Source organism: Bradyrhizobium sp. JHI2711, assembly GCF_056156565.1.
In genome coordinates this window covers 2,611,864-2,635,845 of the sequence record NZ_JBPZPT010000001.1, presented here as the reverse complement: position 1 = coordinate 2,635,845, position 23,982 = coordinate 2,611,864, and the positions used below count along the sequence as shown (strand labels likewise).

Genomic DNA, 23,982 nt, shown 5'->3' with positions numbered 1-23,982 from the left:
AGGCGCGCAGCGGTGAAATTATTGGTTGCGCAGGCGCTGGCTCAGCCAACCAACTCGGTTTGACGAGGTAGCTGACTGTTCGGCAGGTTTATTTGACTTCGGGGGCTTCCCGCGAGCTCCATCGTGGCAAGCAAGTTTTTCTAGTTCAAGCATGCACCGCGTTGGCAGCTTACGATGGCAAGCCGTCGTGCCGGTGAGGTCGTGCGCGCGCTCGAGCGCGGCGATCCCGAGACTGCACGAGAAACCTTTTGGTCCCTCAGTCAAAGACGAAGCCCGATTGAAGTGAGCGAATCCAAGTCTGCCGGATCTTCATTGCCAACTCGGCTTGCGAGGCCCGTAAGCAAGCTGCGTGCTGGATAAACTTTTAAACCTATCCGATCCCGAGAGGCGCTCACCGTTACTGCTGCGAACTCAGGACGGCCTGCACATCTTCCCGAAAAAGAATGTTTGGGTCGTTGACGCCTGAACGCGCTGGTGGCCACTGGGCGAGAATCTCGTCTTCAAGGGCGGAACGTCCCTTTCCAAGGCTTACGGCGCAGTTCGCCGGTTCCCGGACGACCTGGATCTCACATACGGCATTCGAGCAACAGCTCCGAACCTGGCGAAACACAATCGATGACAATTCGGTCCCTCAGAACTGCAGTGAACTCCAAGGCACGAGAACGCCTCCCGGTCTGCGTCGGGGAAAAGACGTTGTGCGTCATCAATGAACGCCTACAACAGGACAAGCTCACTATCAAAAATGATGCCAAGGACGACAAGATGCTCGTCACGTATGATCCATTGAGACTGGTAGCAGCTATGTGAGTCCCGCCGTGATGCTTGAATTCGGCGATCCACCGGCGACCAATTTCGTCGGCTCGAACACGAGACCGGCGAAGAGGTGCGGCAAAATTGGAACGACCCCGTCCGTCGTCAGGCGGGCGCCGATGCGACGCCGGTCTCGCGCGCAGCAATATCCTGATCTCGTCAGCTTTTTGAAAGGTTGCGGCTACAACAATCGAGAATCTGAACGAGCTGCTATCTCGCCGTAATCCAGGTCGTATGGATTGCTGCAGAGTCGATACAAACATGAGGAGAGCAGGATGGATCCGGTTGACCCATTCTTCGATTCAGGAGCCTGGATGCGGGAGTACGCCGCGCTGCAGGGGCGGGCGGGGCAGCGATCGGGCGAGTCAAGCGAGCAAGGCGACTTTGAGCAGCGGATGGAGGATTTGCATCTCGGTCCGTCTGATCAAAGCAAGTCACCTTCGCCTGATCGGCCTCCCGCAGGAGGTGGTCGAGCAGTCCGGCGGGACGATTTCGGCGGTTCGATGCGGGCGCCGCCGCACTCCGCTTTTAGGAAGGGTGCGCTCGGCGACACGCGCCGGAGCGTAGACATTCTCAGCTTTCAGCTTCCCGCTTCGACGCAAGTGCCGCAGTCTGGTTTGCGAGATGATCTGTTCAGCAGCGCACGCTACAGCTTTCCGGACCCAGAGTCTGCCGCGTCGGCCAAGAGCGGAAAAAGCCTCGGATTATGGTCACGCTTCAAGTCGGGAATCGGCAAGGCGCTTGGCCGGAGTGGCAGCGAAAAGTCGTCGCGCGAGGCGGGGCAATCTGACCTCTTTTCGACGAATTTACGAATTGATTATGCGAGGCAGCCGGGCCGGACGCGCGGGGTCTCTGCGGCCGATGAGGAGCTCATTAAAGATTTCCGAAACAAGGCGGCGGGTAAACTCACCGACGGCACGATCAAGAATGCAGCAACCGATTTGCGCCATTTGAGCGCGCGCTTGAGCACGGCCGGCAGGCCCTCAATTGCGGATCGAATTAGCCGCGAATTGGATAACGCGCAGCAGGACAATCCCGAGGTGGAAAACCACCAGCTGGAAGCTGAGCTCGATGAGGACGTCGACACCTATGCAAAGGACCGCGTCACGCGCATCAAGGCGGCCTTGAAGAAGCTCCGTGAGGTCGGTGCCGGAAACGCCCTGGCGCCTGATCTCCGCCGACTGGCTCCTCACGGAGCGGACGCAACCCTCATCGGCATGTGGGTGGCGGCGGAAAAGGCGACACACAGGATCGAGCCGGCGACAATCGACAGGCAAGCTCGCCGCATGTCTAAGCTGAGTGAGTGGCTGCAGACCCATGACAGGCCACCAATGGCCGGCCGACTTTCCGCCCCCGCGTTTGTCCGGGATCTCGAGGAGTACAGGCTCGAAACCAACGATAAGAAGATCAACGCTGATCTGGTCAAACTTGGCCGATACCAGCAGATCCTGGAGGCGAACAGGGCGCTTGGATTGAGGCCTCCTGAGGATCCGGGCCAGACTTCTCGGGAAGCTGCTCGACAGCCGCATGCAGTGCAGGATCCTCCCGCAACGCCAGGTAGCCCGAGCGCGGGAACCTGGGATTGGCGTCGCGAGCAGGTCCCCGGGCCCAACATATTGATGCCACCGCCGCCCAGCCATTGGCAGGCCGGTTCGTCGCAGCAGCTTCCCGCAACCCCGGCGACGCCGAGCGCCGGAGCCTGGAACTGGCTTGGCGAGCAGATCCACGGACCCAGCTCACCAGAGCCAGCGCCGCACTGGGCCGCGCATGCGCATCCGCCACTCGAGCTTCCTGCTACACCGGCCACCCTCGGCCAGGGAGCCTGGGCCTGGCTTGGGCAACAGATGCAAGACCCCGCATCGCCGTCGTCCGTGAGGCCTCGATCGTCAAACATCTACGGCGGTCTGGACTCCTTCGTTGATCTGGATCCACCCACACCTCACAACTTGCGCGACGATGCGCGCTCTGCGCCAGCATCTGAATTTGCAGACGCCTCGTCGTTCGCGGGACCGCCGGGGGCGGCTCCGGAGGTGCGGGATATTGGCGCGATCGTTGGCACCGGCTGGCGCCACGGCTCCCAGACGGCTTCAGACGTGTTGATCGATGTATTGGGCAATATCCATCTGCTGCCAAACCAGTTCGGGCCAAGTCAGTTTGTGATCAATGGGGAGCGCTATTCGGCGACGCTTGGACCGGGAGGCCGCAGGGATGTTCGCCTGATCCATCATCCCCGCGTGAGCCAGCCGGATGAACCTGGCCCGTCTCAGTCGCTCCATCGTCCCCGGCCGATCGTGTCAGCCGCGCAATCCGGTGAGGGGCCTGTTGATCTTGGGTATCTGATCCGCGGGGGATGGGAGCACCGAGAGCGATTCCTGCCGGATTACCTTATCCGCGTCCTTGAAGGCCAGGGCATCATGCCCGAAGTTGGGCGCCCGACTTATTTCGAGATCCGCGGAGTGCCTTACAAGGGCGAATTGGTGGAAAGCGAAGGCGGCCGCCAGCGCGTACGCATTTATCCTGAACGTGGCTGAAGAGGCAGCAGGGCTGCAATCGGACTTTCGGCGGGGCAGCTCGCGTAAGGCGTTCTATGTTGGCGAGGCTATTGGCAGGCGATGGATCGGTTGCAGGGGCACCGCCTGAACCGTCCCGCCGTCCTGCCTTCTCTTTGCAGAATCTGCCAAGCTCAACGGATTCTACGAATTTGGTGCATGCCCGGACCTGCTTTCTGCATCCCTGATCCTTTCACATAGTCCGCCAATTCTTGTCTTGAAAACCGCAGCTACTACGGATTGAACGCATTCGTGATCGACGGAGCACCGCGCCGCGTGCTGGCGATGGACAAGTGCCCAAATTCCTCGGCGGGCGCGGTAGTTCGCAACCTGCATAGCTTAAGCCTTCATGCGCAGTTCAGTTATTGCGCCGCTATGCAAAGTCTCCTCGCGCCGCAAACACCGGGTCCGCTCGGGAGCAGAGTGCAAGTGCCCGCTGGACCCGGGAAGCCGATGAAAGCGAGCTTGGTGCGACAAAAATCGATAAACCATCGTATAGCTCGTTTCCCCCTTCCTTTCGGTCTTTATCGCACAGTCAGCTATTGGAGCGTAGACCCTCGGTGACAATTGTCTCCGCTGTCATCGGATATCTCGATTTCCATGCAAAGAGACTACGCAACAGCGACGTGCCATTAACAATAGGTGCTGGCCAACCCCAGCATGTATTCGGCTGGTTGGATAAAGTGTGCCGAGATGTTGATAGATCATGTAACAGGAAAGATTGTGCCTGAGATAGCGCACGATCGCGATCTCGCTTTGGACTTCACCAAAGGAGTGCTCATCATTTTAGTGATCACCGGTCACCTGATCCAATATATCCTCTACCAAAATGAAGGATTTTGGGATTCGGCATGCTTCAAATGGATCTACATGTTCCACATGCCCCTCTTTATGGCGATAAGCGGTTATCTTTCTTGCCGAGCGCTACTGGCAAAGTCGTTCACGCAAGCTATCGGCAGTCGTGCGACGCAGCTCCTGGTGCCGATGCTGTTTTGGTGCTCTCTTCTGGAGTCATTAAAGTTTGCCGTGTTTCCCCGATCGGCGGGCGCACCAGACACCGTTTTGCAGTTCCTGAATGAGTTCGTCGGCACATACTGGTTCGTATGGGCCGCGTTCATTTGTTTCATCCTCACTAAAACTATTTCGATCTTCAATCGTTGGTTGCCCTGGGCCTTGTTCGTATCCGTCATTCTGGTCGTGCTTGCGCCTCTGACTTTTTCCATATTCCCTCTTATAAAGTATATGTACCCGTTTTTTTGCCTGGGATTCTTATTTGCGCAGTCGAGAGAACGGTGGACGAGCATAATGCGCTCTCACAGGGTGTTCTTGATTATGTCTGCCTCAATAGCGGCTATGATGTGCTTTCTGGCCTGGCGCACCGACACTTATGTCTACAACAATCTCGCTGTGGTCCAGGATTTGCAGTCGGCAAAAAATGTGCTTCTGATGTTTCTCGGCTCCGCAGCTGCCTCAGTGGTAATGATTGAGGTCCTGCTTCGATGCTGGAATATTGGTCGCTCAAATCGGGTGGTCCGCTTTATCGCCGAAAAACTGGGACCGAGCACGCTCGTGCTGTACTTGATTCAGGGTACCGTATTCCGTCTCATGGATTCCATACAGTATGGAGAACTTTGGGACCCCACAATGAGGTCTGCCGCGGCTGCATTTCTGGGGACAACGATTGTTGCCGTCGCGCTAGCGGTTCGCTGGACCGTGCGCGACATTCCTTATCTGTCCCAGCTCATGCTCGGAGTGCCACCCCGCTCAATTCGATAAGTAGCTGTAACCGAGATCTGATCAGGAGGCTCTCGCAAATCATCGTAGGTTGCGTGCCTTGCGAACCTGCTGTCTATGCAAGGCGAGACAATCTGGAAAATGTCCTCGAAAATTGGGTCGTTGCTCCACGTAGTTTGCTTCCCTCGAACGGTCTAGCGCAGATGCGGCCGGTCCCTTCAAGGGGATCGCGAAGGTCCGGTCCCATGCGTCACGATAACGTCGGAGCAGAACGGCGCTTGCGATGATCAGAAGAATATCAACGTAGATACCAACAGATTGAGCGCGTGTTCCGTTTGGGGCGTGTGTGTGATGCTTGTCGGGTAATGAATGTATGACAGTCCGACGCTTGCATATATCCCCGGAGCGAGATGCGCGATGTATGTTCCCGTGACTGCTGTGCTATCGCGGTGCGCAAGCTGGCCTTTAGCCAGAGCAGCATCCACTGCAAGCGTACTCCAGGCCGTGTTGGTCGCAACGAGGGCAATCAGATCACTGGGCCGGTTATCAAAAGGTCCCTTCGCATAAAGACGAAGCTCGTAATACCGGCTTATCCTGTTGCGCTCAGGTGGAGCTCCCATGATGGAAAAGCCGCCGTAGATGCCGCGAGACGGCGACCCAAGGGCGTCACTCTGCCAGAGCTGCCTGTCCGCAGCGATGTAGTGAAAATTATTTCCGCTCTTCCTTTGTTGCTTGGGATCCGCCAAATCCGTGTAGCGGCTAGTGTTGAAGCCAATGCCCGCCCGCAGCCACGTGTCGGGTAAGCCGGGAGCAGCCTTGCTCTTGTAGCCGGCTTCTTCGACGAAAAGGATGCCTGCATTGGCCGTGCTCCAGTTCAAGCCAGTGGGATTCTCCGTTATGTGGGCATAGGGACCATCGGGACTGATTGAGCGCTGGACGGAGACCTTGTTATACAAGCGATCGTCGACATTGCACTTCAAGTTGACCGCCGGCGTGGGCGCGGCATTGGTGCTCATCCCTGCCTGGAACAAGGCAGACATGTTCGATCCTGTAATCCCTCCGAACAATGTACCGGTGAATTCATTCTGGTTTCTGAGGTAGCCAATTTTGAGCTCTAGTGTCCTGTCGAAGAAAGTCTGGTAGTAGGCGAGCGTATTGAGTCCCACTCGATCTGGCCCTGGGCGATCCCACGTCCAGTATTGCTGCTCGGCTCCTACGACAATCTGTCCGTCGGCAATGCCGAACCGGCTCAGATCGTAGGTGACGATCATGAGGTTCGCCGACGCGAAAGTCGGATTCTGGCCCATATAGAGCTGGTTTGCGATAGTGCTTCTGGCTGCATGCGGTAGCTGGTTGCTTGCAAAGGAGTTATGTGTCCACCCGATATAGCCGATGCCGACGTCCGCCAGCGCAGATCTAACGCCCCCCTTGTCCTGATCAATCGTATCTGCAGGACCAGGGATGGGGAACCACAACCCTTTTTCACGCAGATTGTCGTACCTTTGGAAGGGATCGATCGTTTTTTGCGGTCTCGTCTGAGCAGCCCTGTCCGCATTGCCGCGCTTCTCCAAAGGCACTCCGGGACCTGCTGCTAGCGCCGGGGCAGGAGGGCGGATTGCCTGACGGACCAGGTCGATCGGGAGCTTTGCGGCCCGGTCGGAAGTCTTTCCTCTTTTGCGGGTCTCATCCACAGGGTGGTTACTAGGATCAAGTCCGCTGGCGGTTTGTGCCCGAACGGAATTGCCGACCAGACAAGCCGCTAGCGAAAGTGCGATAGCAAGCCCAGATTGCTTTCGCCTTGGTCTGAAATTGAAAGAAAGTGCTGACCTAGCCGAGTATGTTCGAGGCGAGGTCGTCGCAAGAAGGCAATCACGCATGGCGTAGTTCGGGTCCATGTCTGCCGGACATGAATAGATTGAACTGCGGCCTGATTGGCCCAGAGTGAGCTCCCGGCGGAGTGTGCCACGCGCCTGCTTCCACATCGTCATTGCGAGCGCAGCGAAGCAATCCAGAATCCCTCCGCGGCGGCAGTCTGGATCGCTTCGTCGCCAGCGCTCCTCAGCAAGCGGCATCGCCGGCGTCCTTTCGCGTCCGAGGGCGAGGGGGACGAGCCAGAACGCGATCTATCCGAACAGAGCCACTCAGGCTTCCTGAACCTCTCAGCTCGCGGCGCGATGATGATCTGGTCCGAAACTTTGCTTGTGCATGACGTCGGTGCGCCGAGAGCCAGCGGAGAGCGCTGGCTCGGCATATGCTGACGACGAGCGCGCGGGGCTTGCTGTCCTGGCCACCAGAATATTGCGAACGTCCACCTTGCTCACTGTGAGTCAGGCGGTGGCGCGCATCTGCATCGAAGGCGGCTTTCTGAGCCAAACGGCAGCTACCCGAAAGCAAGGCTCGCCGTGCAAGAGGCGTGGCTTCACGAAGCGCTTCATTGGTATCGTTGTCAGCGAAACACGAGACAATCGGCGGGCTTGAAGGCCGAAGAGCCTTTGAATTTGCGCGCGCGGCAACCACACCACAACATCCAACGTGATGGCCCAGGAGACCGGACGAATCAGCCATCGAGCAGCTCTGGCGGATATCGGCGAGCAGTTGCTGGTTGCCGTCAGCGCGGCAAAACTTATCTTGCATCCGAATCCTTGATGTGCGCGGCGTTCGTTGGTCACGCTTGGCACGTGCCCGTCATCTCGAACAACCTGCCGGAACTGGTAGTTGATCAGGTGCAATGGTTGCCAGTCCAATCGGCCATTGCGGCTCGGCCGATCAGCCGTTGCGCTTACGTGGCCCGTCCCAGATGAAGTTGCTGGTCAGGCAAGGCGTGAGGCGGGAGTCCATCGAACACACTGCCGGATCAGTGGACGGTTTGCATTCGTGCCGGGGCAAGAAAAGACGATCTGCAAGGTTCTTCTGAATGATGAGAAAATGCTGCGCCATCGCCGACGAAGACGAGAACCATTGCTCGCTGGTGGCGCTATCATGGAGAACGCGCGCAAATTGTCGCCTTGCGTTGCTCAAGAAGGAGCGTTTCATAGGAGCAGGCGCAGCCGATCGGGAAGCTCGCCAAGATTGATTATTGTCGACGCTGGCAGCTCCTGGAGCGCGGGAGCATCGCGGGCGATCGCGTCGACAAAATAAGCCTGCTGGAATGGGATCTTGAGCGAGAAACAATGGACTTGATTGAACATGCGGCCGCTTCAGACTTGCGCCCGCTCTTGCACGGGCCGTCAAGACGGATTCTCCCGGTCTTGGTGCTCCCGCTTGTCCTCGTCGGCTCGTGTGCTGCTGGCGCCTGGCTTTGGGCTAACCTTGAAGAGCCTGTCGAGACGCCGGAAAGCAGGGATGTCGCTTCAACAATGAGCCTGTCACTGGAGGACAGGGCATCCCTATTCGAGATAAATTGGGCACAGCAGAAAGCTGGCGATGAGATCGCAGAACTCAACCGCCAGATCGATGCCCAGCGGGATGTCCTCAAAGGGATCCTGGATCAGATCACCATGCTGACTTCGCGGATCGATGCGCTGCAGAGTTCAACACCTGTCCCTTCTGCTGCTTCCGAGCCTCCTTTGTCGCCACCCCGGGCTGTTTCGAGCGTCGCCAGGAAACGCTTCGGGCGGTCCAAACCACATGGACCTGTTTCCGTCGGAGGCGCGCCAGTGATTGCCGGACCGAAGACAGCCGAGCCTTGAGTCTGAGACGCTGCGGGCGTGGTCGAGTGTCCAACTGTGCTCGAGGAGGTGGACCATAGCTTCGCAAAGCTGCCTCCAGCCGTAAAATTCCCGAAGCCGGTGCGGACGCCGGCGTCTCCAACGGCACGTCGCGCTGAGGCAGTCACCATTATCAAGAGCACTCAAGGAGAGGTGGGGCAGAGCCCTTTCGGCATGATCGAGCCGTGGCCCTGAACGGCGGAATCCGCTGCGCTTCTCCTTCAAATCAGCTTCCTTTTAGTCAGCCCTCCCGGTTTGAGGCCATATCTGAAAGATTGTTGTCATGACACCGCCGCTGCATCCTCGAAATCTGGCCTGTCTGCCGGAGGTGCCTCTTCAGATCATTACGTCGAGAAAAGCTTAGATCTTTGGGATCTGCTCACATGCGCGGCTTAGTTAATAGGGGGTACGGTCGAGATAAGTGTCGAATGCGGCAGCAACAGCACGAATGACAAACCGGTGTTCCTGCTTGACCCGAATGAATCCCTCTTCAATGTCCACTATCCCGTCTTCGGCAAGCATTCCCAGCCGGTCGGCCGAATTGAGAAGAGGAATCGGATCAAATCCGTGAGCAGCACAGATCGCTGGTACGTCGGCCTGCAAATCGCACATCAGACGCTCGATAATTGCGGCGCGGAGCCGATCTTCGGGGGAGAGACAGTAGCCTTTTGAGGTTGCCAGACGACCAGCCTGAATGTGTTGGCCATAGGAAGCGGTTGCGCTCTCGTTCTGGACGTAACCGTCACGCAGACGGCCGATGGCTGACGGACCTAAGCCGATTACGGTTTTGCAGGTATCAGCTGAATAACCCAGGGAGTTGCGGCGCAGCTGACCGGCTTTCTGCGCCAGCGCCAGCTCGTCGTTGGGCAGGGCGAAATGGTCGAGCCCGATCAGGCGGTAGCCGGCCGAGACCAGCGTATCTGCAATAGCCGCGGCTTGCTCGGCGCGGGCGACATTATCCGGCAGCGCCGTCTCATCGATCTGGCGCTGACGTTTCATATAGGAGGGGACGTGAGCATAGCCGAAAACCGCAAGCCGGTCTGGCCGCATGGCCAGGGCCGTCCGCGCGGAGTCCACGCAGGACCGCACCGTCTGATGTGGCAGTCCGAAGAGAAGGTCGAAATTGATGCGCCTTATCCCATGCTGGCGAAGGCTTTCGACGACAGAAGCCGTCTGCACCTCACTCTGGACGCGGTTGACCGCCCTTTGAACCACGGGGTCGAAGCTTTGCACGCCTATGCTCGCGCGACTGATCCCCGCCGCTTCTAACGTTTCGGCCATCTCGGCCGTGAACGCACGCGGGTCGATTTCTATGGCGATGGTAGCTGATTTGCTGAACGCGAAGCAGCGACGCAGGAGTTCCATCAAGCCCAGGAGATCAGTCGGCGCAATGGTGGTCGGCGTCCCGCCGCCGAAATGCACGTCGCTCACCGGCAGAGCGGGCGGCGCTTGCTCTGCGACCAAGCGTATTTCATCCCGCACCGCCGCCAAATAATTGCGGATCGGACGCTCGCTGCGAGTGAGGCCTGTAGGGAAGCCGCAATACCAGCAGATCGAGCGACAGAACGGAACGTGGAGGTAGAGCGATACGGGTTCGTTCGGCGGCAGCCGCCTCAACCATGTCTCACAAATCTTGGGACCGACCATCGCGGAGAAATCCGGTACGGTTGGGTAGATGGTGTACCAAGGCAGGCGAGCATCGCAATACTTGTTTATGAGGGAGGTCTGCAAGGCTTAACTTTCCCATGCGCAAACAGCGTGAAACTGACCGGTGCCCTCTCTTGTGTCTTTGCGTTATGTCAAACGCGCCTAACTGTTCTTGAGATTGATCCCGCTCTCGATGTCGCTGCCAACCCACCTTAGGGCCGGCAGTGGGAGTGAGCGTCGCTCCTTGGCGATTATCTGGAGTCTTGTGGGTAGAATGAACGTGTCTTACGAGTACGGCCCAAGCGGCTAGACGTCCTCCGACTAGGCTGTGTGCAGTGTCAATCATTCATCCGAGGGCGCGTCGCTTCTGTACTCCCTGACATGCAGCCGTTTTGTGACGAAGACAGGGATCTAAAGGCATCATCAAGAGCGGGCAGGCTGTCCCGAGACGTTCAAACTGGCTTTTCGTGGAAAAATCGATGTGCATGCTCGCAGCATTCGACCGGTGCCTCCCGTCCAAGGCCGGCGTGTCACGGAAAATACGTTGCTTGCTGGATGAAGAGCGCCAAGTTCGCGATCGTACAATGTGACGCTGCGTGCGATTCAAGTCCTTTGGATCAGCTCACGAAAAACATTGTCGAAGTTCAAGTACAAAACGCAATGAGCCTCAATTCCGCCACGCTACTTGTCTCATTGCCGCGAGCATCATCACGGATGTACTGATGATGTTGGGGCGAGCCCGGCGCACTTTCACACCCGGCAAAGTGCGTCGGGTGCGCCTTGGTTCGGCGGCGTCTCGTTCCGGCTCCAATGCAGCTCGCCAACTCACAACAACTTGCAGGTCCTGCTTATAGCGAACGCGAGCCCGGCCAGAAACCTCACACGTGACACTATCTGCAATATTACTTCAGCGCTTGATGTCTTTTGTTTTTTGATATCGCCTTTGCGGCTAGCGGAACCGGCAGAGCGCGCACAATTGCAGTTGCCCCTCATTGGCCTCGCGATCAATCCGGTGCACCAGCAGCAGCTCTCACTGTTTCACATAGCCCGCCTGGTGAAGCGTCGATTATCCCGTCACAAGGAATCGTTCTCGCGCGGCGGCCTGGAGGCCATCTAGGCAGAAGCCAGCTCGGAGATCTTGCACGGGATCATTAGACGGCGGGATCGCACCCTGGCATTCCAGCCCATTCACACTGGATCGAGAAAGTTTGTGCTTCATAAGCCGATCGGGTCTGAAGCTCATCTTCCGCGAATGAGAGCTGATGACGACTCCCCGCAAGACGGTTGGCAGCAACAATCAAGCACAGCGACGGCTACGTACGTCAGTATATGATCTGTGGCGATCATCGCCTTCAGTTCGCTGTTGAAACGTTTGCGGCAAATGTCAATACTTCACGCCCCCAAACCGCCTGACTCTATCAGCAGCCTTTAGCGAGACCGCGTGAGAGGGTCTCGGCGTGTTTCAGATGGAGATGGGATCGAAGAACGACCGCGTCGACTCACCATTGCGGCAGCAAGCGCCATTCCTGTTGTAAAACGGCGTCGAACTCATCGGAGAACCGGTGAAGGATGACTCTCTCGGCGTGCTTGATTTCATAGGGGCGGCGCGATGGTGGCAGCTTCGTGGCGGAGGGGGCGCATTGCCGCGCCTCCGCATCCTTGCCCATTTCGAATTGACTGCAACTTTCTGGCGCTCAGCACATCTTCCCTGACAATCTCCATTAGCAGCGCGCTGCAAGGACGGACTTAACCCAACTTTCTCCGAACTTGGACTAAGATGGCTTGCAGACTTAGTCGATGCGCGAGCCGATAACGAGATTGGCGCACCTTTTCAGAATACTGATAAAGATCTCCTGGCCCCTACTCGTGCTGCGGCTCGCGCAAATGGCGCTGTCGCCTTTGCCTCCCAATGTCATGATTGCTTCAATGCACTTACCTTGCGACCAACCGGCCGCCTTTCAAGCCCTTGTCCCGGCGGTGATTTTCGCGAAATCAGCAGTTGGTATGACACTTGCTGGACTGGTGCGATCCGATCCGGGGTCCTCTCCCTTCTGGAGATGCGCATGCAAAGTGTCCTCTGCATCAAGCGGGTCTCGCGACTGCGAGTATCTCCCATTGCGTCTTTGACGTGGCCATTTTCTGCCCCTTCGACTCATTTGCGCCGGACCTGCCGGACGGACCCGCTGAGACGCCGGGAGATGATGCGAGGAGTATGGCTTCGGCTGTTCCGTGTTGCTCATCGATCGCGTCCCCGACGCCGTCATAGGGCGGAGCATCAGCCAACGGTTAGCGATGGCAATTCGCAAGATTGGGAAGAAAAATGACGCTCCTGTTGTCTTCGTCGGCAAGCAGAGAATCGATACCTACAACGCGCAAGTCGAGTCCGGCACCGCCAACCGCATGGGCGTGCTCTACCTTACCTGTATCGCGGAGTTTAGTGCCCAGCATGTCCTCGTGCTTGGCCTCGAGACAAAGCGAACCGTCTTTCGGACAGGACCATGGTTTCTCGCCATCCAATCTAAACAGAGCTGGGCCTGTGACCGCTCGTGCTGTTTGGTTCGTCTCGCCAGCTGAGTCGTCAGGGCCATCGGGCTTTCTATCACCGCCAGGCCATCAACACGGACGACCGCCCGGTGATCTCCGATTTCGCCAGTACGCTATCGGCGAGCTCGACCAATCACTTTGCCTGTGCAACGGCGCTTCGATTGCGCCGTGCCGTTCAGCCTCGGACCAGGGATGATGGCGGTATCTCGGCTGTTTGACGGGACGATCATGCCGGCGCAGCCAGCGGCAGGGCACGAATCCGGGAATGGCATCTGACGCAGGGTGTGGCGCTCAGACTTCACGAAGAACAAACCAAAGGGTTCAGGTCATGGATTTGAATTTGGCTCCGCCTGAAACAAGCGCAATCGAACACAATGACAGGGAGCTTGATCGAGGTTCTGAGGCGCCCATCACGGATCTCTTTAGCTTCACCGAATGCGCGAAACAGACGCATTCGCTCAGAGCGTTGTTCGAGCTTCTTGTAAGCTGTTCTACCAAGGAAGGGTTCAGTGAAGTCGCTTTCGGCGCTCTCAACTTCGTCGAGCCACTTCGGCTGGCGGAGTATCCACCTCCGGCTGTGGCTGTGAAGTGGCCGCCGGACTGGTGCGACCGATACTTCAAACACAAGTACCATACTATCGATCCGGTGATCCGGAGGACGCCGATGCAATCGCGGCCGTTTTTGTGGGACCAACTCGCCGACCGCTATCAACTTCAACCGGACGAGAGACGCGTATTGGACGAGGCGAGAGAGGCGGGCCTGAAGCATGGCATGAGCGTGCCATTGTTTGGCCCGTTGGGTCGGGTATCCGTGGTGTCGTTTGCATCTGCGTCCGACGATGCTGATCCTCAGGATCACATCGGTCATCTCAACGCGCTGGCGTCGCAGTTTCACACCGCCTATGGCGACATCGCTCGTCCCTGCGATAATGATTGCGAAAGAAAAATTGCACTATCGCAGCGGGAGATCAATTGCTTGCGGTGGGTGGGAGAGGGGAAATCGTCATGGGAAATTGGGAAGATCCTGAATATCAGCGAGAATACAGTCAATTTTCATATCAAAAATGCGATGCGAAAGCTGGGCGCGACCAGCCGGATTCAAGCGGTCCTTATGGCGGTTCGCCTCAATCTTCTTTGAATTCATCAGTCGAATGGAACGAGCACCAAGCGCCAATCTTGCTTCAGCTTCTGGCAGGTTAATCGATGCCCCGCGATAATGATTGCGAAAGAAACGTTGCACTATCGCAGCGGGAAATCAGTTGCTTGAGGTGGCTCGCAAGGGGGAAATTGTCTTGGGAAATGGGGAAGATCATGAACATCAGCGAGAATACAGTCAATTTTCATATCAAAAATGCGATGCGAAAGCTCGGTGCGACCAGCCGGATTCAGGCGGTCACTATAGCAATTCGCCTCAATCTTCTTCGAATTCATCAGTCGAACGGAACGAGCACCAAGTGCTAAATCTTGCTTCAGCTTCTGGCAGGTTAATCGATGCTTATGGAGCTCCGCAACCTCACGCGGCGAGAGGTTTCGGACTTGCCTCAAGGAGTGTTGTATTTGCGGCTTCGCCGAAAGTGCCATCAGATGTTGAATCGACGGACCTCGTCCGCCAGTGTTGAGGTCAGGCGGCGTCGTTCCATCCAGCCGGTGATCCCTGCTTAGACGAACTCGGACCTGGTGCTTCGGAAGGGGTAGGAGCGTGTGAAGAAAGAACCCCGACCGCGGTCGGGGCTCCCGATTCACGCAACCGCGTCGAGATCACTATTTGGCAAACCCAGGGCCGAACTTGTAATTGAGCCGTGCCGTGATGAGATCGACGTCCTGGTGGACGCGATCGGCCGCAACGGCCGCTGGGAAGCTTACGTTGCTGCGCTGCATGAACAAGTGGGTATACTCGACGCCAGCTGACCAGCTGGGCGCGAGGCTGACTTCGGCACCGGCGCCCAGCGCGCCACCCCAACGCACATCATTGTCTACAATCTCGGTGCCAGTAGCCACCGAGTTCAAGTGATAGGTGTTGCTGGTCACCGCAGCACCGCCCTTGGCGTACAGCAGCACGGCATTGAACGTGTAGCCAATATGGCCGGTGAGCAGACCGAACGCATCTGTCTTGGTGCCAATGGTGTTTGCTGGGAAGGCGGCGCTGACATTGGAGCCGCTGAAGTCGGCCCAATTGCCCTGGCCTTCGATCCCGTAGACCATGTTGAAGATGTGCCAACGATAACCAATCTGGCCGCCAACGGTACCGCCAGTCGAATTATGGCAACCCTCGGGAGTGACTCCATTGAAATCCCAGCAGTTGCGGCTCGTTCCCCAGCCGCCATTGACACCGATATAGTAGCCGGACCAATCGATAATCGGGGCTGCGACCCGGAGCGGTGGCGCCTTGACCTGGACGGGCTGCCCGGCGAGGTCCGTGCCGAATGCGGGAGCGGCCGCACTGAGTGCGCCGATGCTTGCGGTCAGAATCAGAAAATTCTTCATTCGAGTGTCGTTCCTTTCGGTGCCCCCAGCGCCGTGCGTTTAACAACATGATCGCGAATTGCTGTAACTGCCGCACAACATGTCCTCGAAAGAAAAGGGTCAAATCGCACGCCGCGTCAGATTGTGGCGCGCGCAACTTGCCATGCACTGCCTCGGCCGAAATGCTGCGGCCTGACAGTGGTCGCTTCGCGCAGATGCTTCTTTGAATACGAGCCGTTCGTGATGGCTTGTGATGGGACGCAATGCTGCGAGGTGTTTCGTTCCCTCTCGCTAACTAGCGACAAGGCCAGTCTGCGCCAACACGTCCCGTGCATGCTCGCTGTTCAGAGAGTTCGGCAAATGAAGACCGCTGATCGAAGACGTCTCGGGCGCGCAAAAGCTCATTCTTCCGGCAGGAGGGCCGTGCTGCCGCTTGCAGTCATGGGCGATGCGGCGATGATCGATCACAGGCCTGGATCGCTTTGGCTCCCGACCTATCATAAGTGCAGCACGATTTTCCTCTGCTAAGACCTCGATCGACGATGCCAAGAAGCCGATGCGGCTGTGCCTGACGAGGCTCTCGCTTGAAGTTGAGCAAGCTCGTGCCGAGCCAAGGTCAGGAGAGAAAACGCTAGGGCGTTTCCTGGCGCGAGCGAATATTAGCGCGGCTGTTCCGTCCCGTCGCCGACTTGCTCTGGGTTCCAGGTTACTGGTCTGGGGTCACTAGAAGAGCTGCATAGGCAACAGTCGTCGCGAACGTGCTCGTCTTCAGCGGGGCTGAACGTGAGTGGAGGAAGGTCAGCTCGAGCACGCTCTGCCCCGGTTGTTTTCCCGCCGCATAAGGTCCCCAAGAGCCTTAACGAAGGCGAACTTATATGGCAGTAGAGGTTCAAGCGCCTTATTGCTCCGTCGACGGCGCCAGTTCAGCCCGCAAGCTGCGTATCGCCTCGTTTGCCAGATTTAAAGTATTCCGTTCGCCTTTCCTTATCGAAGACTCAAGGAAAGTGCGCAACCGGCTGTGGAGGACCGTCTTGAGATTATGCGCCAGCAACGGATCCTTCTCAACAAAGCGCCAGGCCTTATCAAATGCGACGCTCACGATAGCATCTGTCATCTGCACTTGCTCCGGTAAGAACTGATCCATCTCAACACTCCACGACGTCCTGATACAAGGAGGTACTTTGGCAAAAACTAACCGAGAGCCTGTGGCTTGTCCCAGCAAGTAAGACATCAGAGCAGCAGGACGCTCGGACATCGAGCTGCTCTCGGTGCTTCAATGAATCTATAGATGTTTGTTGAAGTTCCGATGACCCCGCAGTCGTATTGCCAGGCGCAATTCGAATAATTCTGAAGCGGCTGAAACGAGCACGCGTCGCGCGACTTCGTTACCGCAGTGCTCTTGTTGCTCGGCATCGGTCAATAACTGCGGCTCTTCCTGCAATCGGAAAATCGGCGCCATGCCAATCACGACTAAAGCCACAATGAAAATGGATCGTTCCGCTCCATTCGCAGTCTCAAGCTAAGAAGCGTTTCTGGAAGCGTGTGGCGTTTTCCGAGCACTGCTTGTTTGCTTTCTGATACGTGTCCGGGGCCCGTCGTCCTTTGCTCCGCCCTGCGCGTGGTCTCCTGCTCTCGGTGCAGGCTCCAGCTTTCGAGCATGGTGGCGAACAGTTGCGATATGGAAAAGCCAGCGGAACCGGCGCGCTTACGGGACGGTGTGCGCATAGACGCCAAGTCGTCGATCCCCGGTACGTACGGCCGCAGCAGTCAGCCCAGGGACGTTCGATAAGCGCGCCATCAACCGCAGAAAAAGGCAAATGAAAAGTTCAGTCGGCTGCTGCTGAACGTGACAGTATTAGTTTCGCGATCTTCAGTTGATTGGCGGGAGTTCGAAGCACTGCCGGTAATGCTGCCACGGCCTGATCGAGAAGGCGTCCCAAAACCTGAAGGTCTTCTGGGTAGTAAACGCCACGGTCTCGCGACAGTCGCGTCGTTCGCTGGTCGCTGGCGCGGCCCCCGGTACTGGTATCGCCTAGCTGGCCGAGCTCCACTTCCGCCGTAATCATTTGGTTTGTGAGTGCGTTCAGCAGTCGGATCGCTTCGAGCTCGTTGCCTTCTTCGCCTATGAGGGCGGCCACGATGTCGAGTTGCAGGTCGATGCGTTCCTCAAGGTCCTCTGCGCGTGAATTGGAAGGGTCAAGTTCCACGGTGTTGCTCCAAAGTGGTTAAATGCAGGCAGCAGGCTGATTAACGGTTGTGGCAGACGGCGATAGAACAAATGGCTGCTGCACAAGGCAAGGTGCGCACGCACGGTCGCCGAAGGCAGGGGATGGCAGGCATGTGCCGCGAAACGACCGCAAAGGCGGAATCGACGGTATAGAGCGCTGCGAACTGCTTGTAGATGGCCCGTCATTTGATTGGATCGTCGAGCCGGTCCAGCGCGTTGGGCCGTGGCAGTGACTCCAGCTAGCGGGGACACCGCTGATGACGGCAAGTCGAGAAGCGAGGCCCGAACTGCTGCGGGATTGCTTGCCGCCTGACATAGCGATCTAGACGTAACCGGAGGCCTCGCCAGACGAGGGATAACCGCGTCGGGATATGGTCGAAGAGCGCCGGCGCATAGAATGAGATAGGGTGGCGTCAGTCTGTAAGCAGTGGATGTGGGGGCGGCCCGCCGACGAGTACTGTGCATGCGAGCGGAGTGAGAATCCGCGATCACACGACGTATGGGCGTGGGCAGCAAGATCGCCAGACTGGTCTCATCACGCCGATCGACATCAGTGCATCGTCCTGGCCGGAGGATATGTCGCTTGCACTTAGCCTGGTCAGATAGCTGATCGCACTGCTTTGCCTGAAGGCCGCGACAGCGGCGGATTGTCGACGCTGCCCGCCTGGTCAGGGCGGAAAGTCCCGCCCGCACCGGTGTAGAGGGCAGTTCGACTGCCCGAATTCTATGCAGCGCACGCATTTACTTTGGCCAAGCAGTGTGCGCGAGAGCCGATCTTCTTGGAGCGCCTTAGTAAGATTGCAAAGGGGGAGGCGACAGCGCGATACGTTGCGCGCCAGACGTTGCGATTGGCCATCCGACTGGATTTGCGCCGCACGCGTCTCGATTCCAAAGATTGATGGGTGTCGTTAGGGATGCAGCCACGAGAAGCTTGAATCGGCCTGCGATTATGCTGAAAGCAAGAGGGATCCATGGTCACACGACATTCGTGAAATGTGCTTTCCGGAAACCGGCGATCGACTTATGGGTATTTGGCTGAAATTGGTAAAATCGAAAGTGTTGATGGGACGCATCCAGTTCGTGGATCGCGTACACGAGTAATCTCATCGCGTACATCGAAAATGGGTTATTTAGTGTTTTCCCGCAGTCTTGGTTCAGTGAGTTTGAGGGCCTTTAGGCGAGCCTGCTGATTCGTTGATGACCGGCCATGATAGAGAAGACAAAAAATCGCAGCGAATACGGCTAGATTGGACTCCAGATGTCACGAGGGTTCCACAAAAACTCCACCGATGCGCGTAAGAAGAGAAGGCCGTGCAATCTCGACGGCGACTATCCACCAGCTCCGGCCTCCCGCAGATGCAGGATGACCCCGAGCAATCGCTGGCCTTCATTGAAAAGGCCCGCGAGATCGAAGCGGACGAAGAGCGTCCGCCTGCGGATGAGTTGATAAAGGCTCGCAAACACTCCCTAGCCAAAGCTCGCTCCCAAATAGAAGCGCCAGGCGGGTCAGATATCGCCGATTTTCTCCAGTATAACGTGTACCGGACTACCTCAACCATGAGCGCCTGTGGCTTCCCATCTGAGAAGTTGGCAGGCCAATCGAGCGTCAGGCTCCATCTGTTGTCTGCCGGTACTTGAGCGCCAATTACATGCGTGCCGCCGGTTGGCGCATATAAGTGACAGTCCCCTTTATGCGGCCGCCTGCTCGATGTAGGTACCACTATAGCGAAGGTTTCCAACATCGACCCCGACAATCTTGCCGTTGCCGACGTAGACGGCACCGCCGCCAGTTCGCCCATGCAGACAGTCCATTGCGTAAAGCGCGCTCACAACGAAGAATTCTCTTCGAAAGCAGAGTTTCATGTGCCGAAGTAAGAAGAAGCGCAGTCAGAAAAAGTGAATGCTTGATCGTTGCCATTGAGGCTGACGATCGCCTTCGCGCAAAGGGCAAACGACAACCAAAATCGCAACCAGATTCGAACAACCTCAGTGCGCCGGTCTCCTTTGCCAAGCATATGATTCCCCAATGTAGACATTAGCCACCAAAGCTATCGAGAATTTCAGCTTTGATTGCGGTTGCCGTGTACAGGGAGACCTCCAGCGGAAGGTTTCCAAATGCAAGCTGGCAAAGCAAGTAGTTGGCACCTGCCTCTTCCATCTGCTGAAGAAGAAGCTGCCGGACGGAAGCTGGCGTTCCAACGACACACAATTCGCTCTCAAGTGCTGCATCGAAGGTCAGCGGAAGGGCGGGCGGCGTCGGAATGGCGTTCAGGTCGTAAAGAAACTTGAAGCTCTCCAGCCATCGTCCATACGCAGTTTTGGCCGCCGCATGAGCGTCCTGGTCAGACTTAGCAATTACGACCATGCGGGCGAGGCCGAGAAATGGCTCGCGGCCATGTGCGGTTGTATTGTGGCCGCGTTGGGAGCGGTAGGCCTCCGTAACTTTCCGGACAACAGAGGCGGGGCCTATGCACGCCAGATTGGCGCCATTTGCAGCGGCCCACTGCGCCGACTCGGCCCGATTGCTGGCGATCCAGGTCGGCGGATATGGACGTTGATGAGTCCTCAAGGTTAAGGGTATTTCGCTCAGCTCAAAGTGGTGTCCCTGATAGGATAGCGTATGTCCCTTCAGTGCAATATTCAGGATTTCGCTGGCTTCAGTATAACGGCCTGGTGCGGTTTCTGCACTGATGCCGAAATAGCCCCATTCAATCGGCTGGGAGCCGCGGCCGATCCCGAGCTCGAGCCTGCCGCCGCTCAACTGGTCAAGCATGCAGATCTCTTCGAATGCGCGCAATGGGTGATAAAGGTTGAGCAACAGGACGAGCGGACCAAAGCGCAATTGCCGGGTGCGCTGCGCCAGGCTTGATAGAAACAGGTTCGGCGAGGGCCCTCTGCCATGAGGTGTGCAATGGTGTTCGGCCAGGTGATAAGCGTAGAAGCCCAGAGAATCACAGGTCTCCGCCAGCTTGAGACGATCTTCATATTGTCGTGCGGCATCTCGACCGTCGTCATCCAAATGGTCGAAAATGCCGCACCTTAGTCTTGAAGGAAGGCCACTCTTCACTCGATCAATCTCCGATTATGGGCCGGGACGGCGAGCCCTGGTTGCTTCATGCCGTCGCGCTCAAAGAGGTGTTGTTCCTCATTTGACGGCTTAGGGCGTTTCTCTTTGGGTGCGTGGATCTGAGGTTGCACGTGTGATTGGGTCACGAGAATGCGTAGATGGCGGTCCGGCAGTTACTTTGAAAAGAGGTGGCGAAGCGCCTCCTCACCGAGCATGTGCTCGACCAGAAGCACCGTTAGCTTCGCGTTCTCCTCTTCTTCGCCTGCCCCAACGCTTGGCCGCAGAAATGTCCATGCCACCTAACCTAGCACCATTGTAGATGGCCGCTTCAGAGGTCATGTGCCCGCGAGCCGGATCAGCGCGACAGGCTACTATTTGTCTATGGTCGGACGCAGCGTCTCGTTCAGGTCGACATCAGGTAGCTCTGCGAGGGCTGCAGCGAACGCGACGAACGCTACGAAAGCTGCAATAATAAGAGAGCTTGCGAGTATCGCTGCTCCAACGTCCTGAGGGCGTCTCATCATCCGTGTCACTTTGGGTTTGGGGAGGCGGCGTTGACGCCAATCAGTTCTGCTCGACAGTTTCAACACGGCCGTCGCGCCAGCGGTAAACCAGAAAACCAGGAACCGCATTATCTCCCTTTGTATCGAACCGCACTGGCCCAATCACGGTATCGATCGCCCGTGAACGAAGTGCGCTGGCGACGCGCGCAGCATTGAGCGAGCCGGTCCGGTTCACCGCCTCTGCCCATGCTTGCACGGCAGCATAGGCGTAAAGCGTGTAGCCTTCAGCGGACAGGTTGGAAGCTTTGAGTCCGGCTACCACGCCGGCCGCATTGGCATTCCTGGCGGGATCCGGCATGAAGGTAAACAACGTGCCATTTCCAGCGGTGCTGGTAATGGCCCAGAATTCAGAGGTCATCAACGGATCGTTCGCCATGACGACGAGGCCCGCTCCTGCCTCTGATGCCTGGCGTACAAACAAGCCGATTTCGGTATGATAGCCGCCGATATAGACGACGCGCACCCCATCCTTCTTCATTCTTGAGACCAGGGCCCTGTAATCCTTTTCGCCGGCTACGTAGCTTTGCCGAATGACTTGTTCACCGAACCTCTGAAGCTGTGCCTCAACCACGTCGGCAATACCCTTGCCTGCGGTGCTCTTGTCGTCGAGCACTGCGATCTTGGCGTTAGGGTAGTTCCTGTGAATGTACTCAGCGGCAGCGGTGCCCTGTTGGTCGTCGCGGCCGCAGATCCGAAAGACGGTCTGAAGGCCTCGTTCTGTTAGCTGAGGATTTGTCGAGCCAGGGGAGACCTGAACGATGCCTGCTTCGGCATAGATGTCGGAGGCCGGGATCGACGAAGAGGAACAAAAATGACCAATGACCAACCGTACCCGCTCTGTTGTGAGCTTATTCGCGACTGCGACGGCTTGCTTCGGGTCGCAGGCGTCGTCGGCGACACTCATAACCACCCTGGTATCGGGAAGTAGGCCCGAAGCGTTCAGCGCCTCGACCGCCGCAGCCGCACCATCGCGCATTTGCAAGCCGAACGCAGCGCTGCTTCCGCTCATTGGGCCAGCCACGGCAATCTTGACTTCGGAGCCGCGCGCAGCCGAGGCGAGGGCGCAGAAGAGAAGCGCTGCACTCGCAGCAGAAGCGTAATGCCCATTTAACATTGTAGAGCTCCCAATGCTCACCTAAAGTGAACCGCCAACAGCTGTGATCAGACGTGCCTGCAGGTCGAGGCCGCCAGCCAAGCGAAGCGTGCGTCAGGTCGGCCAGATTGCGACCACGTAAGAGCCTACAATTTGACGTTACGTGCGGTTCAAGCCCCGTTTGAAGGGAGTCTCGATCAAGGCGTCAGGGAGCCCCGGATCGGCGAGGCCATGACGATCTGTCCGCTCGAACCCGTAAAACTGTCGGCCAGCATCAGAGCCGCCGATCAGCCAAAGTACGGCTGATCCTCCAACCCGCCAAGGGCGAGATCGAGATATTGCATGAGGCAGGGATCCCAACCAGCCAGACTGCGGGGGGCGCTTAATCGTGCAAGTACCTTCAGGATCATCGAAACGCGTGAATCGGCGCCGGCGATTTCGCTGATCAGCAGGCGGGCTGCAACTGCGACAGCTTTTGCTCGATCGCCGCAAGGGGGCTCGCCCCGATCCATACAATCACGCAGGTCGTCGCGGATCTGCCGCCACCGCTCCTCGCGATCTGCAGCTAGCTTGCAGGTGCATCGGGATTTCTGACTACGCGTCTCGACCCGCGACATGGCATTCAAGGTAGCTGGCAGGTCATCCACACTTACCTGGATCTCACTGTCGATGGTCATGTTGCGCAGGCGATCTCGCAACAGAGTTGCCCGAGCTACCTGAAGTTCTATGCGCTCTAGATGCTTGCGCAGCAGGTCGGTGAGTGAGGTCGTGCCCTCCATAGCTTTGCGGATCTCGACAAGGGAGAAGCCAAGCTCACGTAGCGCCCGAATCTGGTGAACCCGTTGAACACTTTCGCGGTCGTACATCCGGTGGCCGCCGTCAGTACGCTCTGAGGCTGCTAGGAGTCCCGTATGTTCATAATGATGCAGCGTGCGTACCGTTACTCCGGTCGCCTCTGCAAGTTCGCCAATGCGCCATCGACGCCTTCGTGGTGTAGCTTTGCTCATGTTGTTCAATTTCAAAGCCTACAACCTTACGTCACGTGTGATTCAAGTTATTTCAAAGCTCTAGCTGGATCGTCTTCCATTCCAGCGCGAGAGTGGTGACTATCCTCAGAATGGCGGGGGATCAACCCTGAGGGGAAATGGCGGTCAACAAGCTCGTCAGGCATGCCAGTTGAGCATCGCCGGCCGCCGTACGCTCCAAGATGAGTTTGGCGATTGCTTTGCGATTTTCCGGATTTCGCATCGATGGGGGTAGCGCGGTGACCGCACTATCATAAAGGCTTCCCAGGACGGAAAGCTCTTCCGGATCGAACACGCCGCTGCATTGCTCCAACGTCAGCTCCTTGTTTGTCATTGCGTAATGGCAGCGCACGTCGTCAAGACGTTTGGCGGCGATAGGGCCAAAAGAAGTCAGACCCGCGGCACGGAGCGACGAAGATGCGATGTACTCCAGGCTGATGCGATAGGGCAACACGCGTGCGCGATGCTTGCTTCGACAGCGCAAGAGATCGTGGTCATGTGCATGATCGATGACCACCACGCTCACTGTGCGTGGTGGTACGACTCGGTAACC

Annotated in this window: 19 protein-coding genes; 7 read left to right on the top strand and 12 right to left on the bottom strand. The window is 57.4% G+C overall.

Going from position 1 to position 23,982, the window contains the following annotated elements; genetic code table 11:
- Nucleotides 1-481: 481 nt before the first annotated feature.
- The 3 genes from ACTEK7_RS12250 (at nt 482) to nolL (ending at nt 5,135) form a co-directional block, all read left to right on the top strand.
- The gene (locus tag ACTEK7_RS12250; RefSeq protein ID WP_225129825.1) at nt 482-619 is read left to right on the top strand and encodes a nucleotidyl transferase AbiEii/AbiGii toxin family protein; all 138 of its coding nucleotides are present in this window, start codon (nt 482-484) and stop codon (nt 617-619) included.
- A 466-nt stretch (nt 620-1,085) separates the two neighbouring features.
- Nucleotides 1,086-3,341: a hypothetical protein gene (locus ACTEK7_RS12245; RefSeq protein ID WP_225147987.1), complete on the top strand. Its 2,256-nt coding sequence runs from the start codon at nt 1,086-1,088 to the stop codon at nt 3,339-3,341.
- 711 nt (nt 3,342-4,052) lie between these two features.
- Entirely contained in the window at nt 4,053-5,135 is a 1,083-nt protein-coding gene (gene nolL, locus ACTEK7_RS12240) for a nodulation factor fucose acetyltransferase NolL (RefSeq protein WP_225129823.1), read from the top strand.
- Between the two features lie 245 nt (nt 5,136-5,380).
- On the opposite strand, the gene ACTEK7_RS12235 is transcribed toward nolL, so the two are convergent.
- The 3 genes from ACTEK7_RS12235 to ACTEK7_RS12225 form a co-directional block, all read right to left on the bottom strand.
- Nucleotides 5,381-6,670, bottom strand: coding sequence for a carbohydrate porin (locus ACTEK7_RS12235; RefSeq protein ID WP_225129821.1), 1,290 nt, complete (start codon nt 6,668-6,670; stop codon nt 5,381-5,383).
- 750 nt (nt 6,671-7,420) lie between these two features.
- On the bottom strand, nt 7,421-7,822 hold the full coding sequence (locus ACTEK7_RS12230; RefSeq protein WP_225129724.1) for a hypothetical protein: 402 nt from the start codon (nt 7,820-7,822) through the stop codon (nt 7,421-7,423).
- Nucleotides 7,823-8,122: 300 nt separating this feature from the next.
- Complete coding sequence (locus ACTEK7_RS12225) at nt 8,123-8,281, bottom strand: hypothetical protein (protein ID WP_225129722.1); 159 nt, start codon at nt 8,279-8,281, stop codon at nt 8,123-8,125.
- Between the two features lie 168 nt (nt 8,282-8,449).
- Here ACTEK7_RS12225 and ACTEK7_RS12220 point away from each other — a divergent pair, with 168 nt between their 5' ends.
- Nucleotides 8,450-8,782, top strand: a complete 333-nt coding sequence (locus ACTEK7_RS12220; protein ID WP_225129721.1) for a hypothetical protein — start codon at nt 8,450-8,452, stop codon at nt 8,780-8,782.
- A 414-nt stretch (nt 8,783-9,196) separates the two neighbouring features.
- Here ACTEK7_RS12220 and hemN read toward each other — a convergent pair whose 3' ends face one another.
- Nucleotides 9,197-10,531, bottom strand: a complete 1,335-nt coding sequence (hemN, locus tag ACTEK7_RS12215; protein WP_225129718.1) for an oxygen-independent coproporphyrinogen III oxidase — start codon at nt 10,529-10,531, stop codon at nt 9,197-9,199.
- Nucleotides 10,532-11,946: 1,415 nt separating this feature from the next.
- On the bottom strand, nt 11,947-12,114 hold the full coding sequence (locus tag ACTEK7_RS12210; RefSeq protein ID WP_225129716.1) for a hypothetical protein: 168 nt from the start codon (nt 12,112-12,114) through the stop codon (nt 11,947-11,949).
- Between the two features lie 562 nt (nt 12,115-12,676).
- Here ACTEK7_RS12210 and ACTEK7_RS12205 point away from each other — a divergent pair.
- The 3 genes from ACTEK7_RS12205 (at nt 12,677) to ACTEK7_RS12195 (ending at nt 14,452) form a co-directional block, all read left to right on the top strand.
- Entirely contained in the window at nt 12,677-13,021 is a 345-nt protein-coding gene (locus ACTEK7_RS12205; protein WP_225129714.1) for an adenine nucleotide alpha hydrolase family protein, read from the top strand.
- 298 nt (nt 13,022-13,319) lie between these two features.
- Nucleotides 13,320-14,129: a LuxR family transcriptional regulator gene (locus tag ACTEK7_RS12200; protein ID WP_225129713.1), complete on the top strand. Its 810-nt coding sequence runs from the start codon at nt 13,320-13,322 to the stop codon at nt 14,127-14,129.
- A gap of 65 nt (nt 14,130-14,194) precedes the next feature.
- Nucleotides 14,195-14,452, top strand: a complete 258-nt coding sequence (locus tag ACTEK7_RS12195; protein ID WP_225129711.1) for a response regulator transcription factor — start codon at nt 14,195-14,197, stop codon at nt 14,450-14,452.
- Between the two features lie 300 nt (nt 14,453-14,752).
- Here the strand turns inward: ACTEK7_RS12195 and ACTEK7_RS12190 are convergent, their stop codons facing one another.
- The 7 genes from ACTEK7_RS12190 to ACTEK7_RS12160 all read right to left on the bottom strand — a co-directional run bounded on the left by ACTEK7_RS12190 (nt 14,753) and on the right by ACTEK7_RS12160 (nt 23,949).
- The gene (locus ACTEK7_RS12190) at nt 14,753-15,475 is read right to left on the bottom strand and encodes an outer membrane protein (protein WP_225129710.1); all 723 of its coding nucleotides are present in this window, start codon (nt 15,473-15,475) and stop codon (nt 14,753-14,755) included.
- Between the two features lie 877 nt (nt 15,476-16,352).
- A complete protein-coding gene (locus ACTEK7_RS12185; RefSeq protein ID WP_225129708.1) occupies nt 16,353-16,598 on the bottom strand; it encodes a hypothetical protein in 246 nt (81 codons plus the stop codon).
- A gap of 682 nt (nt 16,599-17,280) precedes the next feature.
- The gene (locus ACTEK7_RS12180) at nt 17,281-17,661 is read right to left on the bottom strand and encodes a NolY (RefSeq protein ID WP_225129706.1); all 381 of its coding nucleotides are present in this window, start codon (nt 17,659-17,661) and stop codon (nt 17,281-17,283) included.
- Nucleotides 17,662-19,716: 2,055 nt separating this feature from the next.
- Nucleotides 19,717-20,748: an LLM class flavin-dependent oxidoreductase gene (locus ACTEK7_RS12175; RefSeq protein WP_225129702.1), complete on the bottom strand. Its 1,032-nt coding sequence runs from the start codon at nt 20,746-20,748 to the stop codon at nt 19,717-19,719.
- A gap of 564 nt (nt 20,749-21,312) precedes the next feature.
- The gene (locus ACTEK7_RS12170; RefSeq protein WP_225129700.1) at nt 21,313-22,425 is read right to left on the bottom strand and encodes a branched-chain amino acid ABC transporter substrate-binding protein; all 1,113 of its coding nucleotides are present in this window, start codon (nt 22,423-22,425) and stop codon (nt 21,313-21,315) included.
- Between the two features lie 266 nt (nt 22,426-22,691).
- Complete coding sequence (locus ACTEK7_RS12165; RefSeq protein WP_225129819.1) at nt 22,692-23,411, bottom strand: MerR family transcriptional regulator; 720 nt, start codon at nt 23,409-23,411, stop codon at nt 22,692-22,694.
- Between the two features lie 121 nt (nt 23,412-23,532).
- Nucleotides 23,533-23,949 carry a hypothetical protein gene (locus ACTEK7_RS12160; RefSeq protein WP_225129698.1) on the bottom strand — a complete coding sequence of 139 codons (417 nt, stop codon included), beginning with the start codon at nt 23,947-23,949 and terminating at the stop codon, nt 23,533-23,535.
- Nucleotides 23,950-23,982 lie beyond the last annotated feature (33 nt).

Excerpts from the sequence above, each read along its gene's own strand:
- ACTEK7_RS12245 (WP_225147987.1), top strand. The coding sequence starts at position 1,086 with ATGGATCCGGTTGACCCATTCTTCGATTCAGGAGCCTGGATGCGGGAG.
- nolL (WP_225129823.1), top strand. The coding sequence starts at position 4,053 with ATGTTGATAGATCATGTAACAGGAAAGATTGTGCCTGAGATAGCGCAC.
- ACTEK7_RS12225 (WP_225129722.1), bottom strand. The coding sequence starts at position 8,281 with ATGTTCAATCAAGTCCATTGTTTCTCGCTCAAGATCCCATTCCAGCAG.
- ACTEK7_RS12220 (WP_225129721.1), top strand. The coding sequence starts at position 8,450 with ATGAGCCTGTCACTGGAGGACAGGGCATCCCTATTCGAGATAAATTGG.
- ACTEK7_RS12210 (WP_225129716.1), bottom strand. The coding sequence starts at position 12,114 with ATGGGCAAGGATGCGGAGGCGCGGCAATGCGCCCCCTCCGCCACGAAG.
- ACTEK7_RS12200 (WP_225129713.1), top strand. The coding sequence starts at position 13,320 with ATGGATTTGAATTTGGCTCCGCCTGAAACAAGCGCAATCGAACACAAT.
- ACTEK7_RS12195 (WP_225129711.1), top strand. The coding sequence starts at position 14,195 with ATGCCCCGCGATAATGATTGCGAAAGAAACGTTGCACTATCGCAGCGG.
- ACTEK7_RS12190 (WP_225129710.1), bottom strand. The coding sequence starts at position 15,475 with ATGAAGAATTTTCTGATTCTGACCGCAAGCATCGGCGCACTCAGTGCG.
- ACTEK7_RS12185 (WP_225129708.1), bottom strand. The coding sequence starts at position 16,598 with ATGGATCAGTTCTTACCGGAGCAAGTGCAGATGACAGATGCTATCGTG.
- ACTEK7_RS12170 (WP_225129700.1), bottom strand. The coding sequence starts at position 22,425 with ATGTTAAATGGGCATTACGCTTCTGCTGCGAGTGCAGCGCTTCTCTTC.
- ACTEK7_RS12165 (WP_225129819.1), bottom strand. The coding sequence starts at position 23,411 with ATGAGCAAAGCTACACCACGAAGGCGTCGATGGCGCATTGGCGAACTT.